The sequence below is a fragment of the Terriglobus roseus genome, from assembly GCF_900102185.1.
GTDB lineage: Bacteria > Acidobacteriota > Terriglobia > Terriglobales > Acidobacteriaceae > Terriglobus > Terriglobus roseus_A.
The window spans coordinates 3,076,112-3,092,513 of record NZ_LT629690.1; the positions used below are offsets into that span (position 1 = coordinate 3,076,112).

Sequence of the window (16,402 nt, forward strand, 5' to 3'; positions counted from 1 at the left end):
CCGCGGCAGCCTTTCTGTTTTGATCCCTTGGTTCTCTCCTTTAGGTGCTGCTCCTGTGCCGTGAGTTGTTTGGCAAGCTTAACGCGACGTCAGTCGACGGCAGTCACCGCCACTCTGCGCCGATTCAGCGGCGTTCGGCCGACTCAAGCCCTTCACTCCAGGGACCTTTTCCACCGCTCAGGATGGTGGCTGCATGCGCCATGGTCAGATGCGAGAACGCCTGTGGGAAATTTCCTACCTGCCGCATTTCTTGCATGTCATATTCTTCTGCGATTAAGCCAAGCGGATTGCGTAACTTCAACAATCGCTCAAACATGGCGCGGGCTTCCGCCTGCTGGCCACTGAGATACATCACACCCGTCATCCAAAACGAACAAGCCAAGAAGGCACCTTCGCCCGGCGGCAATCCATCATCACCGTCCGTGTTGTATCGCAGTACTAGGTCGCCTCTCTGCAACTCTTGTTGAACCGCCTTAAGAGTGCCCGCCACCCGCGGGTCGTTCGCAGGCAAGAATCCTACAAGTGGGATTCGTAAAAGAGCCGCGTCAAGGGCATGCGATCCATACGCCTGCACAAACGTATTTCGCTCCGCGTCGTATCCATTCACGCATACATCCCGATGAATGGCGTCTCTTACATGGCGCCAGCGCTCTACCGCTTCCTGCAGCTTTGCATCACCTTTATCGTCAGTCCGTTCGTATCCTTCGATGGCGCGCGAAAATGCGACCCATGCCATCACTTTGGAATGCACAAAGTGTTGTTGTGGGCCGCGCACCTCCCATATGCCGTTGTCCGGTAGCTGCCAGATATTTTCCAGATGCTCAAGCATATTGATCACCAGCGACCGCACCGCCGGCCTCCACACATCGTCTTTCACGGTGGGCGTGTGTGAGAGTGCCGCAATCACCTCTCCAAACACATCTAACTGCAACTGTTCCGCAGCTTTATTTCCGATATTTACTGGCTTGGAATTCTCATAGCCCGGCAACCAATCTGCCTGCCATTCAGTCAATTGCCTTTCGCCTCCAAGCCCATAAAGAGACTGGATTTGTTCTGCCGAACCAGCTATGGCGCGAAGCAGCCATCCACGCCATGCCTGCGCTTCTTCTGTGTAACCTTCGTGTAACAACACCAGCAATGTGAAGGCTGTGTCACGCAGCCAGCAGCATCGATAGTCCCAATTACGCACACCGCCGATTTGTTCAGGAAGCGACGTTGTGGGTGCGGCTACAAGACCACCGGTAGGCCGATACGTCAGAGCCTTTAAAGTGATGAGCGAACGCTCCACGCAATCTTCCCAGTCCGTATGTCCTTTTCGCTGCGAGGTCCATTCTGTCCAGAAGATTTCTGTGTCGCGATAAGCATCGTGAGGATCGAAACTGGCGGGGTCCTCTTGGAGCGATGATCCGTATGACAGAACAAAACACACCGATTCTCCTTCGCGGACTTCGAAATCGCTCACAGTCGTGAGGCCTTCGCCATGTAAGGGCGCCTCGGTACGAAGAACTACAAGTTCAGGACCTGCAATGGCACGCATGTGATGATCGACACGTTCCACCCACGGAATGGTTCTGCCATAGTCGAACCTCAACACAAGATCCATGCGCATCTTCACGGAACCGCGCAGTCCTTTCACAATCCTCACAACATCCGAATTGTTCCCACGCGGTGGCATAAAGTCGCTCACAAGCACCGCGCCCCGCTCCGTCTTCCACACTTTTTCTACGATCAGAGTGTGCGGTTTGTATCGCCATTCGTCTTCCGTCACGACCTCCTCGGCCGACGGACGAATCTGAAAATAACCATGGTCTGCTGTTCCGAGCAACGCCGCGAAGCATGCACCGGAGGCGAATGTCGGCCAACAGAGCCAGTCCAGTGATCCGTTGCGGCAGATAAGCGCTGCCGTTTCGCAATCCCCAATCAAGGCGTAGTCTTCAATCCGAGCCGCATGTAGAGGCTCTTCTGTTTCGTGCTCTTCCTTGGTCAAGGAATTTTCTCCCGGTGGATAAGGCGTATAAGCGCAATGCAGGCAAACGCCTGATTCATCTCCGGCATCCTTACCTGAAGACGTTTGCTGGGATGACTCAGCGTGATTGGATGCAGTCAACCGCCTTCACGGAATGTCTGCAAAGAACGGCAAGGAGGAATTGCTTGAAGCCGAAGGAAGGCCGGAGCCGCGTCATCATCGAAAACGTGCAACCGCAGGTGGACTGCGGACGCCACGCAGTCAAGCGCGTAGTAGGTGATCGCGTTGTTGTATCGGCGGCCATCTATTCGGACGGACACGATCACGTTGCAGCAAAGCTTTTTTATCGACGCGAATCAGAAGACACCTGGCGCACCGCCCCCTTTATGGAACGCGGAAACGATGTGTGGGAAGCGGAGTTCACGGCAGATGCCATAGGCCCGTGGCTTTATACAGTGCAGGCATGGGTCGATCATTTCGGCACATGGGTTCATGATCTGCATAAGCGAATCGACGCGCAGACGACAACGTCCCCCGCGGAAATGCCCGGCGGTCCTGAACAGAACGAAGGTGGTTCCGCGACAGATGAAAATACCGTTGCTCTGGAAGACCTGACGGCTACAAAAAAGTCATCCACAGGAGCCAGCACTCCGGCCCCCTCGAACGATATCGCGCTGGCCCTTAGAACTGGCGCCACTCTGCTTGACCAGGCCTCGGCACGTGCACGCACTGCAGACGCGCAGACACTCAAAGGAGCGGCAAGCTCACTTCGTTATCTCGCGGAAAAGAACGCTAATTTTTATGAATTCCCGCTCAGCAACGACCTGATCCTGCTGGCACTTCAATATCCGGATTTAAACTTCGCCACTACGTATTCCAAAGGTTTTCCGCTCTGGGTGGATCGCGAACGTGCGCGATTCTCCACGTGGTACGAATTCTTTCCGCGCTCCTGCGGCGCAAACGGTGCACACGGCACACTGCGCGATGCCATGGCTTTACTTCCAGAAGTAGCTGAAATGGGATTCGACGTTGTCTATTTCCCTCCGATCCATCCCATTGGCACAGCCTTCCGCAAAGGGCGAAACAATTCCATCTTCGCCGCTCCGGACGACGTGGGGAGTCCATGGGCCATTGGCAATCGTGACGGCGGCCACAAGGCCATCCTGCGTGAACTAGGAACCTTCGCTGATTTTGAACAACTCATCGGGACGGCGCAAAAATTGAAGATGGAAATCGCGCTCGACATTGCATTCCAGTGCGCGCCCGATCATCCATGGGTTCACGACCATCCAAATTGGTTCAAAATCCGTCCGGATGGAAGCATTCAATATGCGGAGAATCCCCCCAAGAAATATCAGGACATCTATCCGATCAATTTCGAATCGGATGACTGGCGCGCACTCTGGGAAGAGTTATGCAGCGTCTTTCTGTTCTGGATCGACAAGGGCGTGCGTATCTTCCGCGTCGATAATCCGCACACAAAGGCGATTCCCTTCTGGGAGTGGTGCATCGCCGAAATTCGGCAGACGCATCCTGAAGTGGTCTTTCTGGCAGAGGCATTCACACGTCCGCACGTGATGTATGGATTGGCAAAGATTGGTTACACGCAGAGCTACACGTATTTCTCATGGCGAACGGAGAAACACGAACTTACGCAGTATATGCAGGAGATCACGACACCTCCGGTCAGCGAATTCTTCCGACCGAACCTATGGCCGAACACACCTGACATTCTGGTCGAATTCCTGCAGGAAGGCGGACGTGCAGCCTTTCAACAACGTGCCATCCTCGCTGCAACATTGAGTGCCAGTTATGGCATTTATGGTCCCACCTACGAATTGTGCGAACACGTTCCAGCAAAGCCCAAAAGCGAAGAGTATCTGGACAGCGAAAAGTACCAGTTGCGCACATGGGATCGCGAGGATCCAATCTCCATTGCGCCGCTCGTCACTTTGCTGAATCGCCTGCGAAACGCACATCCCGCATTGCAGACGAACGATTCTCTTCACTTTCACGGCATCAGTAATGATTCACTCATTGCCTACAGCAAAAGGGCGGGAGACGATGTAGTTCTGACCATTGTGAACCTCGATCCGCACCAGACTCAGATTGGTTGGACGGACCTGCAACTGATGGAACTCGGTATGCCGCTGGCGGGTGAGTTTGAAGCGCACGACCTGCTCACAGGCGAGACATATCTGTGGCAAGGGTCATATAACTATGTGAGCCTAGACCCGGAAAAAATGCCGGCACACATCCTGTTACTGCATCCGAAGCATCTTTCCGAACACACGGCCGCGGAGAGTACCGAAGATTGAGCACAACCATCGTACGTCCGAAGAGGAAGAAGTCCGGCAGCGCCACTGATCCGCTCTGGTTCAAAGACGCAGTCATCTATGAACTACATGTGAAGGCGTTCGCCGATAGCAACAATGATGGCATCGGCGACTTTCCCGGCTTGATGGGAAAGCTGGATTATCTGCAGGAGCTGGGTGTCACTTGCATTTGGTTGCTGCCCTTTTTCCCTTCGCCGCAGCGTGACGATGGCTACGACATCTCTGACTACCTGAGCGTGAACCCGGCCTACGGCACGGTCAACGACTTTCAGTCTTTCCTTGCGGCTGCTCACGCTCGCGGCATGCAGGTGATGATTGAGCTCGTCATCAATCACACAAGCGATCAGCATCCATGGTTTCAGGCAGCACGCAATGCACCGGCTGGATCGCCCGAACGAAACATGTATGTGTGGAGCGATTCGGACAAGTTGTACGACGGTGTCCGCATCATCTTCACCGACACGGAAAAATCCAACTGGACATGGGACGCCGTTGCCGGGCAGTACTACTGGCACCGATTCTTCTCACATCAGCCAGATCTAAATTTTGACAATCCGGTGGTACGCGAAACAGTAGCCGATATCATGCGCTACTGGCTGGATATGGGTGTAGACGGCCTCCGCCTCGACGCAATTCCCTACCTGATCGAGCGAGATGGCACCTCCTGCGAGAACGTTCCGGAAACTCACCTGGTCATTAAAGAACTTCGCGCGGTCATGGAATCCGAATATGAAAACCGCATGATCCTGGCGGAAGCGAATATGTGGCCAGAAGATGTGCGGCCATACTTTGGCGACGGTGATGAATGCCACATGGCATTCCACTTCCCCCTGATGCCGCGCATTTACATGGCACTGCGACAGGAGGATCGCCTTCCCATCACCGAAATCATGGCGCGCACGCCTGACATTCCATCGAATTGCCAATGGGGCATTTTCCTACGCAATCATGATGAACTCACGCTGGAGATGGTCTCCGACGACGAGCGTGATTACATGTACCTGGCCTATTCGGCAGATCCGCGCATGCGTATCAACGTAGGTATTCGCCGTCGGCTTGCTCCGCTGCTGGACAATAACCGTCGCCGCATTGAGCTGCTGAATTCGCTCTTACTTTCTTTCCCCGGAACACCGATCCTCTATTACGGCGATGAGATCGGCATGGGCGACAACATTTATCTGGGTGACCGCAACGGTGTTCGTACCCCCATGCAGTGGAACAGCGATCGTAATGCGGGCTTCAGCCGCGCCGTTCCTGCAAAACTGTACTCGCCCGTGATCATGGACCCCATCTGGGGCTATGAAGCGATCAACGTGGAAGCGCAGGAGAGCGACACTTCGTCGCTGCTGCACTGGACACGCAACATGATTGCGTTGCGCAAACTGTTCCAGGTATTCGGCCGCGGCACGCAGGAGTTTCTGCGCCCGGAGAATCGCAAGGTACTCGCTTACCTACGCGAATACGAGTCAGAACGCGTAGTGTGCGTGGCGAATCTCTCCCGCTTTGCGCAGCCTGTAACGCTTGATCTATCGCGCTTCAAGGGAATGGTTCCTGTAGAGATGCTCGGGTACGTCTCATTTCCTAAGATCACAGATGAACCGTATCCAGTGACACTCGGGCCCTATGCTTTCCTATGGCTGGAACTTCAGCCTGCACCACAGGATGAATCAGAAACACCATCGACGCTGGACGCTCAAACAGCCGAACTTGTCCTACCCGCTGGCAACTTGCAAAGTGCCACCACCGGAGCCGGAGCAGAGCTGCTGCAGGAAACGTTCCTTCCTAAGTTTCTGCTGACGCAACGATGGTTCGGTGCAAAGTCGCGCACCATCAAGGCGGTTCACATTGTAGGAAGCGTTCCTCTTCAGCGATTTGACGCTGCGATTCTGATTCTTGGGATCGACTACATGGAAGGTAATAGCGATACCTATACGCTTCCCGTTGCTTATCTCTCAGGTGAGCGGGTGGACAGCCTTCGCGCCGAATCGCCGCAAAGTATCATCGCCTCGGCACAGATGGGTATTGCAGCAAATGGAGCGCTGGTTGACGGTCTTTTCATCGAAGAAGTTCGCCAGGAATTGCTTCGCATCATTGGAACCGAACAGACGCTGGTTACAGACGGCCAAGGAATTCTTACGGGCAAACGCAGTTCTGCATTTGCATCACTACGCGGACCCGATGAGAACATTCCCTCGCGCAGAACTTCAGCGGAACAAAGCAATTCGTCGTTGCTCTACGGTGCCGCGTTCATTCTGAAATTGTTTCGCAGACTGCAACCTGGGGAAAATCCCGACGCGGAGATCGGGCGTTTCCTTACGGAAACTGCACATTTCCAGCACATTGCCCCGTTCGCTGGAGAACTGCTTTACACCCCGGAGGATGGCGAGACGACGACGCTCGGTCTGCTGCAAGGTCTGGTTGCGAATGAAGGTGACGGGTGGGAGTGGACCCTGTCGCAGATCCGTCAATCGTCAAACGGTTCTTCATACACCGATGCCATTCGATTACTTGGGCAGCGAACCGGCGAAATGCATGGCGCGCTCGCAACGCCAACGGACAATCCCGCATTTGCAGTGGAGACGACAAACGCGGCCGCACTGGATCGCGATGCTGCGCGACTGGAATCGCAGATCACCATCGCGATCGACGCATTCAAAACAAGTTTCGCGAAACTTTCAGATGCGCTACTGCCAGCAGTCGCGACGCTCATCAGCCGGCGAGACGACATGCTGGCGCTTGCAGAGAGTCTTCGTCATATTCCTCCGGCAGAAGCGGGGATTCGAACACGCATCCATGGTGACTATCATCTTGGACAGGTGCTTCGCACGAAGGACGATTTCGTTCTGCTGGATTTTGAAGGGGAACCCGCTCGTTCGCTCGAAGAACGAAGGATGAAACAGTCGCCTCTTCGCGATGTGGCAGGCATGCTCCGTTCGTTCTCTTACGCCGCTGCAGCTGGCTTTGGAACGCCGCCTTCCGCCCAACGCGACGAATGGGAACACGCCGCGGCAGGTGCATTCCTGGAGGGTTACCGCCAAGGCACTGGCTCGTTGCCGCACCCCTCCACCGAAGTGGAGGCGATCCTGCTGCGTGCCTATCTGTTGGAAAAGGCGCTTTACGAGATCATTTATGAGGTGAATAACCGGCCCGACTGGATTGCAATTCCGCTCGCTGGCATACTTGGTCTGCTGGATATGACAGGAGGCAGGGCATGAGTACCACCGCAGCCATGGAGATGCGCATGGAGTCACAGGTGGCGAGCAATGCCGTGAGCACAGATACCGTCATCTGCCTCGGTCCCTGGTATGCAGATGCTCCAGTTGACCATCTGCAGCCCTTGTTGGATGTACTGCGTGAAGCCCTTGGAGATCGCGCTACGTCCACGCTGATTGCTTATCCCGTTTCTGATCCCGAAGCCGCTTCATGGCACCAGGATGGCCTATCGCTCCAACCGTATTCATCGATTGCGAGCATGCACACGCTGACTGTGCAGACAGCCGCCGCATACCTAAGCCTGTACGAAGTGATACGTGCCCACGACGCATCCTGTGGCATGTTATTGGGAGCGGAGGCACACTCACTTTCACCTGCTGCCATTCGCGGCTTGCTGGATGCGGTTCTTACGGAACAAGCAGATGTGGCCCTTCCTCGCTACAGCATTGGTCAGCATGATGGCCTGATTAACGCAGCCATTCTTCACCCACTCACACGAGCACTCTTCGGTGTGCGGAACGCCTTCCCCATGGCGCTGGACCTTGCTCTTTCCACACGCGCCGCCGAACGCATGGCCGCAGCGGCACAGCAACAAACCGCCGCGGGACAGCCGGACGGACTACTGTGGCCAACCGTTGAAGCAGCCGCCGCCGGGTTCTCCGTCGCCGATGTTTCCGCAGGCGTTCGCGAAATACCGCATCCATCCACAGCGGATCTTGCCACCATTCTGGGCACTCTGACGGCGTCACTCTTCGCGGAAATTGAAACCAAGGCGAGCTACTGGCAGCGCACACGTCCTCCTGCCGTTATGCATTCGATCAATAGCGTTCCCGATGTAAATCTTCCGGCACCGCCAGTATCGCCAGAGGAGACTTCCGAACTCATTGAGAGTTTCCGCATCGGCTACGGCAATCTGCATGAATTGTGGTCGCTTGTTTTGCCACCACAGACCCTTCTCGGCTTGAAACATCTATCGCGCCTGCCCGCAGAGAGCTTCACCATGCCAGACACGCTATGGGTGCGCATCGTGTATGACTTTGTACTGGCGCACCGCCTGCGCACGATCAATCGCGGTCATCTTTTGGGCGCACTCACGCCGTTGTATCTAGCCTGGGTTGCATCACACATACAAGCCAACTCCAACGCAGAAAATCCCCCCGAAGCAACCGCTCGCGCCTTCGAGGCAGACAAGCCTTATCTGGTTTCGCGTTGGCGGTGGCCCGACCGCTTCAACCCTTAGCACGTCAGGAACACACAGGAGATTTCCATCATGTTTTCGCAAGTCAAAGATGCTCTCATGGATTCCTTCAGCCGCGTGCTCACCAAGCTGGCTGTTTTCCTGCCTGGTGTATTGGCGTTGCTGCTAGCTGTGGTATTGCTGGCGTTGATCGGCGCCGCGCTGGCATGGGGCATTCGTGCCCTGCTCACTCGTTTCCGTTTTGACGAACGCGTGGGAGAGCGCAACTCCGCTGGTGTTTCTGACTGGGCACCATCGCACAGCCCTTCCCTGCTGATCAGTCGCGTCGTCTTCTGGATGTGCGTGGTGTTGGGTTTTGCTATCGGCGTATCCGCATATGACGCAGCAGGAACAAGCGATCTGGCGCCGTTCATCCTGCCTTATCTTGCACACTCGGTCGGCGCACTTATCATCCTGATTGCGGGTACGATTCTTGCGCGTTACCTTTCGCGCTCTGTACTCATTAGCGCTGTGAATGCGCGATTGAATTACGCGCGCGCGCTGTCTCTCGGCGTGAAGTGGCTCGTACTCATCTTCACTGCCGCGATGGTTCTCGATCATCTCGACGTCGGCGGACGGATCGTCGAGATTGGCTTCGGTATTCTCTTTGGAGGCATGGTGCTGGCGCTGGCCTTGGCCTTCGGGCTTGGTTCACGCGATGTCGTGGCGCGCTCCATGGAACGCACCGCGGAGAAGGCTACGCCGATAGACCGCGCCACCGAACGCACTGACACGCCCCGCAGCGTGCGCCACTTTTAACGCACGCTGCGACGATGACTGTCCTGCTTTCCGTTACGGAAGTGCAGGATAGTCGGTGTATCCCTCAGCCTCGTGCGAATAAAACGACGCGGGAATGGGCGTGTTCAACGGAGCACTCTCCTTCAAGCGTCGTGGCAGATCAGGATTGGCGATAAATTCCTTGCCAAATCCCACCGCGTCCGCATCGCCGCGCTCGATGATGGCATTCGCGCTTGCAAGGGTGAACCCTTCGTTCGCCACGTAAACGCCTCCAAACAACTTCTTCAGCAGCGGCCCACGACTGTCTGGGGCTTCATGTTCGCGCGCCATAAGAAACGCGATCTTCCGCTTACCCAACTCCGTTGCCACGTAGGAGAACGTCTCAGTGCCATTCGCATCACTGATGCCGTGAGAGTCGCTGCGCGGGGCCAGGTGCATGCCCACACGTCCCGCTCCGAATACCGAAATCACGGCATCTGTTACTTGCAACATTAGCCTGGCGCGATTCTCAATCGAGCCGCCATACTCATCGTCCCGCGTATTGCTGCCACTTTGCAGGAATTGATCCAGCAGATAGCCGTTGGCGCCATGAATCTCCACGCCATCGAACCCAGCCGCCTTTGCATTTTCCGCACCACGACGAAACTGTTCCACCACTTCGTGAATCTCGCCGATGCTCAGCGCACGTGGAGTTTCAAAAGCGGCCTTGGGTCGCACCAGGCTCACATGGCCATCTGCTGCAATCGCGCTGGGCGCCACTGGCGGCTCACCATCCAAGTACGAGGAATGTGAGATGCGTCCGACGTGCCATATTTGCGAAAAGATCCGACCACCCGCCTGATGGACCGCCTCCACAATAGGCTTCCAAGCCTCTACCTGCTCTGCGGACCAGATGCCCGGCACCTGAGGATATCCAACACCCTTCGGATCGACTGGCGTTCCTTCACTGATGATCAGTCCGGCCGAAGCGCGCTGGCGATAATACTCCGCCATCAACTCCGGACGTGGAACGTGGTTCACCGTGCCGCGCAAACGCGTTAAGGGTGCCATGAATATACGGTTGGGTAAATCAAGGTCGCCCACGCGAATGGGATCAAATAAAGTCGGCATCGATGGAACGCTCCTCGTCTTCCTGGCTGGAAGGTGCGTTTCTTTCGATGGCACTCATCATGCTTAGGATTCAGCCTGTTGCGAGTGCAGCCTCAATCTGCGACAACGCATCGTCCACCGTGGTAGCGACCATCAGATTCGCCCTCGCTGCCGGTTTCAGCACTCCCTCTTCCACGCAATGATCCAGAAACTGCAGCAGACGGTCGTAAAACCCTGCCGTGTTCAGGAGAACCGTGGGCTTAGCATGCAAACGCAGTGTCTGCCACGTCAACACTTCGAACAACTCTTCCATGGTTCCGTAACCGCCGGGCAGGATGAGAAACGCATCCGACTTCTCCCCCATCAGAGCCTTACGCGTGTGCATCGTATCCACTACGTGCAATTCCGTCAGGCCAATGTGTGACACTTCCTTGTCCACCAGGACGTGTGGAATCACACCGATGCAGCGGCCGCCGTTCTGCAACGTAGCGTTTGCCACCACTCCCATCAGGCCGACGCTAGCGCCACCATAGACAAGACCGATACCGCGACGCGCCAGTTCAATACCCAACGCCTCAGCATCCTGCTGATACTCCACTCGCGCTCCACTTGCTGAAGCACAAAAGACACATAACGTTTTCAATCGCATCTTGTTTGAGCATAGCGTCCCTCGCGACAAACCTGCGCAAAAAGAAAAGGACGTGGCGCGCGATTGCAGCGAGCGCCACGTCCATCCTTTGGTTAACATACTCCCGCAAACACAGTCTCTAATGGCTGGTCACGGGAACGCGGTGTACTGTACTCCGTGGACCTTCAGGAGCAGGCCCGTGCTCTTTCGCTTTCTTCTTACCGGAACGAAGCCGTTGCGTGATCGTATTCCTTCACGATCGTCAGCTTTACGGTTCCATCCGTCCCCAGAACCTGGGTACCTGCAGGCACATTGACCTTCATTTCGCCGTTTGCCGCCAGCGTCATCGGCTTACCCTGAACCATAAGGTCCTGGGAAACATCGCTGCGGTTCTTAAGCGTGACATGCACCATGGGGCCTTTGGCCTGTGCAATGTTCGCGTTGTTGTCTTCAGACTTCTTGTCGGCGGCGTTCGATGCCAAAGGTGCGATGATGCAGGCGGCAAGGACGAGAGCGGTGCTCAACTTCTTCATGTTGACTTCTCCAAGTACTGCTTGTGTTGCTGGCGAAGTCCCACTGCAATTGAAACATCGTCGCGCATGAATTTATACGCTTTTCGACTAAGAAAAGTTACCCGAGAAAGCTTGTTTTTATGGGGTATTCACGATTTTTTTGGAATTGCTTCCGAATATCGACTCTACTCGTATTCCGCGGCCTTTAATAACTTCCCGAAAGCTTGACAAGTGTTATTTCGCCGTGGATTTATTTACCGACTTTTTCATTAGTCAAACTAACCATTTCCGCTGAAGAAATATCCATGAAAGAAAAACGGACGTGAGGCAGGGATTCCTCACGTCCAGCTCACGACCGCGGCCTTTTCTAAGGGAGAGCAATTCGAGGGCGCCGCTGCCCTCGAACCGAGCCTTTTCAAACCGATTACCGAGTTAGCGGAAAGAGCAAACGGTACCTGCGAGATCACGTGTAACAGTGACCTTCACGGTCTTGTCAGCTCCATAGACCTTGGTTCCTTCGGGGGCGTTCAGTGCATATTCGCCGCCATTCGCAGCCAGCGTCACACTCTTGTCCTCAATAAACACTTCCATCGGTGCGGCGCTCTTATTCTTCAGCGTCAACTTCACCGTCTTTACCTTGGCCTGTGCAGTGTCGTTCTTGCCAAAGAGAGGAAATGCGTGGGATGCGATCGGTGCGAAGGTGCAAGCGGCGAGGACGATAGCGGAAACGGTATGACGGATCATGGTGACTTCTCCTGGTGTTTCGTTAAGGCTGGCGAAGTTCCCTTGCAAGTTGAACATCGTTCGCGCACTGACTGATACGTGGCACGATTGCTTCCGTTCCATACTTTTTTCAAAAAAGTTTCAAGGATGCTTCGATGTCTCATCATCAGCAACAACAACATTACGAAACACCGCTTCATTACTGGCGATTCGAAGATTTACAGAACAGACATACTCGCATACGTTTACTCTCAATTCACGGAGAAGCCGATGCGACCTTCCTACATACTGTCCGCTTTTGTAATTGCAGCGTCCGTTCTTGGACACATGACACCACGTGCTTCAGCACAAGAAATCAAATCGGCACCGGGCCAATTCGATTACTACGTGTTGAACCTCTCCTGGGCGCCTGCGTTCTGCGACAACATGAAGACACTGAGTCCTGCAGAGCGCAACAGTGCAGGTAAAGACACGGAGTGTTCTGCACCGCATGCATTCGTGTTGCATGGATTGTGGCCGCAGAACTTCAACGGCTCGTATCCTTCGTCGTGCGCACAACGCCCAGGTCCACGAAACCCCGAACGCAACCTGGACATGACACCAAACATTGCATTGCTCAAGCATGAGTGGAATAAGCATGGGACCTGCACCACGCTGTCGCCGGAAGGCTTTTTTGCCACGGCACGGCAGGCTTATACGTCAGTAACCATCCCTGAGTTTTTTCAGTCACTGGATCACGAAGCTCAAATGTCACCGGCGCAGATCCTCACGCTGTTCTACAAAGCGAACCCAACATTCCCACAAGGCAGCTTCAACCTTTCTTGTGGCAACAACCAGCTCACGGCCATCGAAGCATGCTTTGACAAGGACATCCACGCCATTGCCTGCCAGAGCCTGCGTGCCTGCCACGCAAACAGCGTAAAAATCATTCCGCAGAACGATCGCGGCATCGTCCAGTAGCGCGCGCCATCCACAACAGGAGACACGATAAAATGAAGAGGCCTGGAGTCCCCTCGTATCGTGTCGCGTTTCCTGGAAAAGATGAATCCGCAGCAGCAGGAAGGCGTGCTGACGGTAGACGGCCCTGTCCTTCTGCTTGCTGGTGCTGGCTCCGGTAAAACGCGCGTCATCACGCATCGTATTGCGCACCTGATCGAAGACAAGGGTGTACCTGCGGATTCCATCCTTGCCGTCACCTTTACGAACAAGGCTGCTAAGGAGATGGCTGAACGCGTGGACGGCCTCATCGGCCACTCCTCTCTGGCGAAGCCCCTGATCTCCACCTTCCACTCGCTTTGCGTGCGCACACTGCGTCGCGATATCGAAGCGCTCCGCGTTAACGGTGTAGGGCTCACAAAGAGCTTTGCTATTTACGACGAAAGCGACCAGCAGGCGATCGTAAAGCAGGCGCTGAAGCGCCTTGGCGTGGATGACAAGCAGTTGAAGCCACGTGTCGCACTTGGCCGCATTTCGTGGGCTAAGAATCACATGATCGATCCGCAGGAATATTTCCTGGCATCGACCAATCCGCTCGAAGAGCGCATCGCCCACATCTTCAAGATCTACAAAGAAGAGCTGAACAAGAACAACGCGATGGATTTCGACGATCTCCTGCTGGAGACCGTGCGTCTGCTGAAGACCAGCCAGGAAGTTCGCGAGCGTTATCAGCGCAAATACCGCTACCTGCTCATTGACGAGTATCAGGACACCAATCGCCCGCAATACGAACTGATGCGCTTGCTCAGCGGCAAACATGGCAATGTCTGCGTCGTGGGTGATGAAGATCAGTCCATCTATAGCTGGCGTGGTGCGGACATCAAGAACATCCTCGACTTCGAAAAAGACTTCGAGAATACGAAGATCATTCGCCTGGAACAGAACTATCGTTCCACGCAGATCATTCTTGAAGGCGCAGGAGCGGTCGTCCGCAACAACACGCAGCGCAAAGGGAAAGAGCTTTACACCACGCGCGAGGGCGGCTCGCTCATCGGCTATTACGAAGCGCCCGATGGCGAGAATGAAGCGCTGTTCATTGCGGATCGCATCGCTACTTACATCCGCGAAACCACGCAGGCGGGTGACACACCCAAGTGCGCAGTGCTGTACCGCACCAACTCGCAGTCGCGACTGGTTGAAGAGTCGCTTCGCCGTTACAACATCCAGTACCACATGGTCGGAGGCTTCAGCTTCTACGACCGTGCGGAAGTGAAGGACCTGCTCAGCTATCTGAAACTGGTGCAGAATCCTAACGACTCAATCGCGTTGAACCGCGTCGTAAATTCTCCGCCGCGCGGCATCGGCAAAACAACGATGGAGACGCTGGAACGCATTGCGCTGACCACGGGCATGAGCACATGGGAAGCTATTGACCGCGCCCACGAACAACAGCTCCTTCCTGGCCGCGCTCTGACAGCGTTGAAGAATTTTCAACAACTCATCAAAGATGCGCGCGCCATGCTTGGCCCAGGCTTTGATGAAGCTCTCGCCATCGATGCAGGTCTGGCGGCCGCTCCTGAGTTTATTGGTGAAGAAGAAAACGTATCCACCGAAAGCGATGCGAATGAAGACACATCGTTCGACACCAGCTTCAATTTCGGCTTTGATTTTGGCCCCACCGAAGAACGCAGCACCATTGCTCCGGAAAACGCTCACATCGAAGAAGCGAGCTTCGACTTTGGATACACAGAAGAAGAGCCACTTGCACTAGCAGCCAGTGCCGACGGTGATAGCGATAACACCAGCTTCGATTTCAGCTTCAACGGCAATGAAGCTGGCACGCCATCGCTCTTTGCGGCGCCACAACAGACCGTTTCGTTCAATCCCTTCGAGGCGAGCAAACAGCAGGCTGCAAAAAAGGGTAAACGAGATAACCGTGACATCTTTGAGGAGCTCCGCGAGAAGGCTGCGCCTATCGTGGAATCGCAAACGGCTCCCATTGAAACCAGCACACGCATTGATGGCTTCCGAGCGCCTGGCGATCCCGCCACATTGCCAGAGTTGATTAAGTTCCTGAACGATCGCAGCGGCTACATCAAACAACTTGAAAACGAAGGCACACCGGAAGCCTTCAGCCGCATTGAAAACCTAAAGGAACTTGCCAACGCCGCACAGGATGCGCAAGAGCGCGGCGAAACGTTGGCCGACTTTCTCGATCACGCTGCCCTTGTCAGCGATGCTGACAGTATCAACATGGACGCGCGTGTCACGCTGATGACGCTGCATGCGTCCAAGGGGTTGGAGTTCCCGCTGGTCTTCCTCTGCGGCATGGAGGAAGGGCTATTTCCTTCCTCGCGCACATTGCAGGATCCCAATGGTCTGGAAGAAGAACGGCGCCTTTGTTATGTAGGCATGACGCGTGCCATGGACACGTTGGTTCTCACCCGCGCACGCTATCGCCGCCGCTACGGCTCAGACATGCCGGATGCCAGTGTAGGTTCGCGGTTTCTGGAAGAGATTCCTTCGCGTTTGGTGGAAGACCTCGGTTCCCCAGAAGATCGCCCCGCGTTCCGCAATGAATACGGTGGAAATCGGTATGGGGGCGGCAATCGCTGGGGCAAGAAGCGCGGCGATGACGAGTTTGGCGAGCGTCACTACAGCTACGAGGACGAGGATCAGAGCGGGGCCACTCCACCGCAGAAGCAAAAAAGCAACTTCGGCCTGCAGTTTGGTGCACACAAGAAGCCCACAAATCCGAACAGCATCGACAACATTGCCAGTTTCTTTGGTGGATCAACCCAATTCGGTGGCCACAAACGGCCGAAGATGGACATTCCGGAAGCCACAGGATCTACCGAATTAAGTCGCGGCGCGGGGGTTCGGCACCCGAAATATGGTGAAGGAAGGGTTGTATCTCGTGAAGGTTCGGGCTCAGACGCCAAGATTACGGTAGAATTTCGACAGCACGGCGTGAAGAAGCTGGTTGAGAAGTTCGCCCAGCTTGAAAAGCTCTGAAATGGGCTT

The 16,402-nt window shown here is 55.1% G+C and carries 11 protein-coding genes; 6 read left to right on the forward strand and 5 right to left on the reverse strand.

Annotated features, from left to right (window positions below; translation table 11 throughout):
- Window positions 1-124 precede the first annotated feature (124 nt).
- Window positions 125-1,987 (reverse strand): glycoside hydrolase family 15 protein, encoded by a 1,863-nt coding sequence (locus tag BLT38_RS12820; RefSeq protein ID WP_083345533.1) that lies wholly within the window; start codon window positions 1,985-1,987, stop codon window positions 125-127.
- 164 nt (window positions 1,988-2,151) lie between these two features.
- Between BLT38_RS12820 and BLT38_RS12825 the strand changes: the two genes are divergently transcribed.
- Genes BLT38_RS12825 through BLT38_RS12840 form a run of 4 tightly spaced genes read left to right on the forward strand, consistent with a single transcriptional unit; the run spans window position 2,152 to window position 9,511 of the window.
- Window positions 2,152-4,284, forward strand: a complete 2,133-nt coding sequence (locus BLT38_RS12825) for an alpha-1,4-glucan--maltose-1-phosphate maltosyltransferase (protein ID WP_083345534.1) — start codon at window positions 2,152-2,154, stop codon at window positions 4,282-4,284.
- Entirely contained in the window at window positions 4,281-7,517 is a 3,237-nt protein-coding gene (treS, locus tag BLT38_RS12830) for a maltose alpha-D-glucosyltransferase (RefSeq protein ID WP_083345535.1), read from the forward strand. Before BLT38_RS12825 ends, treS begins: the two co-directional genes overlap by 4 nt.
- On the forward strand, window positions 7,514-8,755 hold the full coding sequence (locus BLT38_RS12835; RefSeq protein ID WP_083345536.1) for a hypothetical protein: 1,242 nt from the start codon (window positions 7,514-7,516) through the stop codon (window positions 8,753-8,755). The genes treS and BLT38_RS12835 overlap by 4 nt, the downstream gene beginning before the upstream one ends.
- 30 nt (window positions 8,756-8,785) lie before the next feature.
- Window positions 8,786-9,511 carry a hypothetical protein gene (locus tag BLT38_RS12840; RefSeq protein ID WP_083345537.1) on the forward strand — a complete coding sequence of 242 codons (726 nt, stop codon included), beginning with the start codon at window positions 8,786-8,788 and terminating at the stop codon, window positions 9,509-9,511.
- Window positions 9,512-9,544: 33 nt separating this feature from the next.
- On the opposite strand, the gene BLT38_RS12845 is transcribed toward BLT38_RS12840, so the two are convergent.
- The 4 genes from BLT38_RS12845 to BLT38_RS12860 all read right to left on the reverse strand — a co-directional run bounded on the left by BLT38_RS12845 (window position 9,545) and on the right by BLT38_RS12860 (window position 12,463).
- Window positions 9,545-10,600 (reverse strand): alkene reductase, encoded by a 1,056-nt coding sequence (locus BLT38_RS12845; RefSeq protein WP_083345538.1) that lies wholly within the window; start codon window positions 10,598-10,600, stop codon window positions 9,545-9,547.
- Window positions 10,601-10,670: 70 nt separating this feature from the next.
- A complete protein-coding gene (locus BLT38_RS12850; protein ID WP_083345539.1) occupies window positions 10,671-11,228 on the reverse strand; it encodes a TIGR00730 family Rossman fold protein in 558 nt (185 codons plus the stop codon).
- Window positions 11,229-11,425: 197 nt separating this feature from the next.
- A complete protein-coding gene (locus BLT38_RS12855; protein ID WP_083345540.1) occupies window positions 11,426-11,740 on the reverse strand; it encodes a hypothetical protein in 315 nt (104 codons plus the stop codon).
- A gap of 411 nt (window positions 11,741-12,151) precedes the next feature.
- A complete protein-coding gene (locus BLT38_RS12860; RefSeq protein ID WP_156785120.1) occupies window positions 12,152-12,463 on the reverse strand; it encodes a hypothetical protein in 312 nt (103 codons plus the stop codon).
- Between the two features lie 126 nt (window positions 12,464-12,589).
- On the opposite strand from BLT38_RS12860, the gene BLT38_RS12865 reads away from it, so the two are divergent.
- Both BLT38_RS12865 and BLT38_RS12870 read left to right on the forward strand, forming a co-directional pair.
- Window positions 12,590-13,402: a ribonuclease T2 family protein gene (locus BLT38_RS12865; RefSeq protein WP_231966481.1), complete on the forward strand. Its 813-nt coding sequence runs from the start codon at window positions 12,590-12,592 to the stop codon at window positions 13,400-13,402.
- A gap of 60 nt (window positions 13,403-13,462) precedes the next feature.
- Window positions 13,463-16,393, forward strand: a complete 2,931-nt coding sequence (locus BLT38_RS12870) for an ATP-dependent helicase (protein ID WP_156785121.1) — start codon at window positions 13,463-13,465, stop codon at window positions 16,391-16,393.
- Window positions 16,394-16,402 lie beyond the last annotated feature (9 nt).

What these genes read in the sequence shown, in the direction of transcription:
- BLT38_RS12855 (WP_083345540.1), bottom strand. Translation starts at nt 11,740, where the DNA reads ATGAAGAAGTTGAGCACCGCTCTCGTCCTTGCCGCCTGCATCATCGCA.
- BLT38_RS12845 (WP_083345538.1), bottom strand. Translation starts at nt 10,600, where the DNA reads ATGCCGACTTTATTTGATCCCATTCGCGTGGGCGACCTTGATTTACCC.
- BLT38_RS12835 (WP_083345536.1), top strand. Translation starts at nt 7,514, where the DNA reads ATGAGTACCACCGCAGCCATGGAGATGCGCATGGAGTCACAGGTGGCG.
- BLT38_RS12850 (WP_083345539.1), bottom strand. Translation starts at nt 11,228, where the DNA reads ATGCGATTGAAAACGTTATGTGTCTTTTGTGCTTCAGCAAGTGGAGCG.
- BLT38_RS12865 (WP_231966481.1), top strand. Translation starts at nt 12,590, where the DNA reads ATGCTTCGATGTCTCATCATCAGCAACAACAACATTACGAAACACCGC.
- BLT38_RS12840 (WP_083345537.1), top strand. Translation starts at nt 8,786, where the DNA reads ATGTTTTCGCAAGTCAAAGATGCTCTCATGGATTCCTTCAGCCGCGTG.
- BLT38_RS12860 (WP_156785120.1), bottom strand. Translation starts at nt 12,463, where the DNA reads ATGATCCGTCATACCGTTTCCGCTATCGTCCTCGCCGCTTGCACCTTC.